This window comes from Thermosynechococcus sp. OHK43 (assembly GCF_014466085.1).
GTDB lineage: Bacteria > Cyanobacteriota > Cyanobacteriia > Thermosynechococcales > Thermosynechococcaceae > Thermosynechococcus.
In genome coordinates this window covers 1-4,309 of record NZ_JACOMP010000169.1, presented here as the reverse complement: position 1 = coordinate 4,309, position 4,309 = coordinate 1, and the positions used below count along the sequence as shown (strand labels likewise).

General features: G+C 54.9%; 5 protein-coding genes. All 5 read left to right on the top strand.

Annotated features, from left to right (window positions below; all coding sequences use genetic code 11):
• Positions 1–733: S-layer homology domain-containing protein (locus tag H8Q75_RS07150; RefSeq protein ID WP_297040994.1), on the top strand; the 733-nt coding region annotated here is incomplete at its 5' end.
• Between the two features lie 60 nt (positions 734–793).
• Positions 794–1,618, top strand: a complete 825-nt coding sequence (gene sppA / locus H8Q75_RS07145; protein WP_024124844.1) for a signal peptide peptidase SppA — start codon at positions 794–796, stop codon at positions 1,616–1,618.
• 30 nt (positions 1,619–1,648) lie between these two features.
• A complete protein-coding gene (gene aroH / locus H8Q75_RS07140; protein ID WP_024124842.1) occupies positions 1,649–2,080 on the top strand; it encodes a chorismate mutase in 432 nt (143 codons plus the stop codon).
• Positions 2,081–2,082: 2 nt separating this feature from the next.
• The gene (locus H8Q75_RS07135) at positions 2,083–2,553 is read left to right on the top strand and encodes a CBS domain-containing protein (RefSeq protein WP_024124841.1); all 471 of its coding nucleotides are present in this window, start codon (positions 2,083–2,085) and stop codon (positions 2,551–2,553) included.
• 96 nt (positions 2,554–2,649) lie between these two features.
• A complete protein-coding gene (locus H8Q75_RS07130) occupies positions 2,650–4,173 on the top strand; it encodes a CapA family protein (RefSeq protein ID WP_024124840.1) in 1,524 nt (507 codons plus the stop codon).
• The last annotated feature ends 136 nt before the right edge of the window (positions 4,174–4,309 follow it).

The following is a 4,309-nucleotide window of genomic DNA, read 5'->3' as shown; positions in this document are numbered from 1 at the left end:
CGTGGCTTACACACCCGTCAAGCGCCCCACGGCCACAGGGGCTCCCCAACCCAACCCCAACGCCCCCCAAGTCTTTACCGATCTCGACCAGGCTCCCGCTCCCCTCCAACCCGCCATTCGCGATTTAGCCGAACTGGGGGTGCTTCCCACGACCGGCGATCGCCTGCAACCCAATATCCCCATCCGTCGTGGCCAGTTTGTGCGCTGGTTAGTCACTACCTACAACCGCTTTTATGCCGATCGCCCCGCACGGCAAATCCGCCTCGGCAGCCGCAATGACACACCCCTTTTCCAAGATGTTCCCCCTGATCATCCCGATTTTCCCTATATTCAAGGACTGGCAATGGCAGGATTTTTGCCCAGTTCCCTCACTGGCGATACCAGTGCTCTCTTTCGCCCTGAGGCTCCCCTCACCCGCGAAACACTATTGCAGTGGAAAGTTCCCCTCGATCAACAGGGGCGGCTGAGTCCCAGCACGATTGATCGCATTCAGCAAACATGGGGCTTCAAGGACAGTCAACGGATTGCTCCCACTGCCATCAATGCCGTGGCTGCTGACTACCTCGCGGGGGATCTCTCGAACATTCGCCGCGTTTGGGGAGAAACCCTCTTGCTGCAGCCCCAGAAACCCGTTACCCATGCTGAAGCCGCAGCAGCTCTGTGGTATATCGGCAACGGCACAGAGGGACTCTCAGCAGCAATGGTCAAGCAGGCACCGCCCTCCCCCTCCTAGAACCTTGCTAGATTAGAAATTCGAGTGAATTGTCACGATTTGCTGAGCTACTTGTTGCCTATGCCTTGGCCCTTATCCCGTGGTTACCGTCGTCAAATTGCCCGCCTCGAGATTACGGGGGCGATCGCTGGAGGTACTCGCCGGCGTGTCCTCAAAGCCCTGAAAACCATTGAAGAACGGGGCTACCCAGCGCTGCTCGTGCGCATTGACAGTCCCGGCGGTACCGTAGGCGACTCCCAAGAAATCTATGCTGCCCTCAAGCGCTTGCAGTCGAAAATGAAAATCGTGGCCAGTTTTGGCAATATCTCGGCCTCCGGCGGAGTCTATATCGGCATGGGGGCACAGCACATCATGGCCAACCCCGGCACCATTACGGGTAGTATTGGCGTCATCCTGCGGGGCAACAATTTGCAACGGCTCCTCGATAAGGTGGGGGTCTCCTTCAAGGTGATCAAGTCCGGTCCCTACAAGGACATTCTGGCTTTTGATCGCGACCTCACGGAGGAGGAAATCCGTATTCTGCAAGACCTGATTGACACCAGCTATCACCAATTTGTCCAAACCGTGGCCGAAGGCCGCAACCTCGATGTGGAAACGGTGCGCAGTTTTGCCGATGGCCGTGTCTTTACGGGTGAGCAGGCCCTTGCCTTGGGACTGGTAGATCGCTTGGGTACTGAGGAGGATGCCCGCCGCTGGCTGGCAGAACTGGCCGGCCTTGACCCCGACAAAACCAAGGTGCAAACCATCGAAGAACCGAAGTCTCCCTTGGCTCGGCTGTTTCCCCGTCAGCAGGAGCGCCTCCCTTTCCCGTGGCAAGCGGGTCTGGATTGGCTGGAATTTGAAATGACCACCAATGGGCTTCCCCTGTGGCTCTATCGCCCCTAAGCTGGATACAGTACCCTTGCGGATGTCTTGATGGAGGAGCACACCGTGGGCTGGCGCGTCCGAGCAATTCGTGGAGCAACTACCGCCACTGAAAATTCAATTCCCGCAATCCGTGAGGCGGTTTTGGAACTCCTCAGCGAGATTGAGCGGCGCAATGCCCTTGATTTATCGGAAGTAATTAGTGTCACCTTTTCTGTCACCCGTGACCTCGATCAGATTTTTCCGGCGGCGATTGCCCGTGAATGCCCCCATTGGCGGAACATTCCCCTCCTCGATGTCCAGCAAATGCACGTAGAGGGAGACCTACCCCGCTGTATCCGCTGCTTGATTTACTTCAACACCCCCAACCCAGATCAACCAATTTACCATGCCTACCTACGCCATGCCCAAAGCCTCCGCCCCGATCTAGCCATGCGTGGCGACTACCATCCCCTCGAACTGTCCTCTCATTCCCTAGATTAACTATGAGCGCTCTTGTCCGTGATTACATGACCCCCAACCCCTTTACCATTCGTGCCGCTGCCCCGATTTCAGAAGCAGTTCGTCTCATGGAAGAAAAACAAGTGCGCGGCCTCCCCGTCGTGGATGATAGGGGCAAATTGGTGGGACTGGTCTGTGAGGCGGACTTGATCGTGCGCGAAGCACCCCTAGAGCCGCCGTTATACATTACGTTCCTAGGGAGCATCATCTACTTTGAGTCTCCAGAGTCTTTTCACCAACACCTTAAGAAAACCCTCGGCCAACAGGTGCAGGACGTCATGACCCCCAACCCCCACACAATTAACGTGGATGCACCCATTTCCGAAGCAGCTCGCCTCATGGTCAATCACCACATTAGTCGCCTACCGGTTTTGAACGATCAGGGGGAGTTAGTGGGCATCATTAGCCGCCATGATCTGTTGCGAGCCTTGCATGCCCAAGAGGGCTCTGCGTGACGTTTGTCAAATTGGCCTGAGCCTAACTTTCAAGACGAGTGACTTTCCATAGAATAGCCACAGGTTTGCTCGCGATCGCTGGAAGGTTCCTTGATCATGACCGCTTCCCTTGATTTGATTTGGCAGCAGGCACGTCAGGGTGAAGCAGAGGCCATTGCCCATTTGATGAACCGCGCACTCCAAGCCAAGGGGGTGCGCGCCCTCGTGCGGCGGCGGGGCGACTGTTTACAAATTATGTTTGAAGCAGCGCGATCGCTCCCCCCACAAGTCTGTGTTCAGTTTGTTTGCCGAGGTCTCAGGCAATTGGCGCCCCAAGGCGTTCTGCGGGTGCGTCTCCATGCTCGGCTACTTGGCGAAGAATGGCCAGAATGGACACAGACCGTTGACCTACGGGAGACCTTACCAGCGGCACCGCCTCCTCAAGCAAGTTCCAGCTCAAATGCAGCTATACCTACCACGCCATGGTCTCATCAGGCGGTGAGTGCCTTTGCCCTCAGTGTGCTGGCGATCGCCAGCACCAGTGCCATTGCCCTGACGTTGCAAAATCAACTCAGTGTCGATGCCCCGCCCAGTGCAGAACCCAGTCCAGCCATTACACCCCCTGAACCCGATGTTCCCCTTGTGTCCCCCCCACTCGCCCCTAGCGATCGCCGCTTGCGGATTAAGGCGGTTGGCGATATTGTCCTTGGCACCAATTTTCCCAGTAACCGCTTGCCTGCCGATCCCCAAAAGCTCTTTGCCCAAGTAAAACCCTATCTTCAGGGGGCAGATTTCCTCTTTGGCAATTATGAAAGTACCCTTACCGATCATCCCCATCCCTACAAAAACACCCAGGGGGGTCGCAGTTTTGTCTTTCGCTCACCGGCCAGTTATGCACAGGTGTTACGCCAAGCTGGTTTTGACGTCCTCAACATCGCCAACAACCACAGCTACGACTTCAACGAACAGGGATTTCGCGATACGATTCGCCACATCAACGCCGCTGGCATGACCGCCATTGGTGATCTCAATCAAATTACCTACCTCGAAGCCAATGGCCTGAAAACCGCATTTATTGGCTTTGGCACCTACTACGGCCAAAATCGCATCCAAGACCTCAAGGCCAGTGCCGCCCTTGTGCGGGAGGCTAAGAAAAACGCTGATATTGTGGTTGTCAGTTTCCACGGCGGCGCCGAAGGTAGCGATCAAATTTATACCCGCGATCGCACGGAGTACTTCTATGGGGAAGACCGGGGCAATGTAGTTCAGTTTGCCCGCACCATGATTGACAATGGTGCCGATTTAATTTTGGGTCACGGCCCCCATGTTCCCCGTGCCCTTGAATTATACAAAGGCCGCCTCATTGCCTATTCCTTGGGGAACTTTGTCGGCTATCAGACTCTAAGCAGTCACGGCCCCCTTGGCAAGTCGCTGATTCTCGATATTGAACTCGACAGTTCTGGTCGCTTTATTCAAGGAAAAGTCATTCCTGTACGCCTAGATGCCAAAGGGATTCCCCATATTGATCAAAACTTTGCCAGTGTGCAACTGATTCGCCGTTTAATCCAAGCCGACTTTCATAACACTCCCTTGCGGATTGAACGCTTCGGCGAGATTATCAACAGCCATTCCCAATCCTAGTCTTCCTTTGATTCCGTTTACACAATCCCCAAAATCAATATGCTTTAACTAAGCACTAGACAGTAGGAGTCATATTTTCACTGCCAGTGCGCTGACAACTCAACGGCACTGAAAGGATCGAAGAAAAGTATAAGTT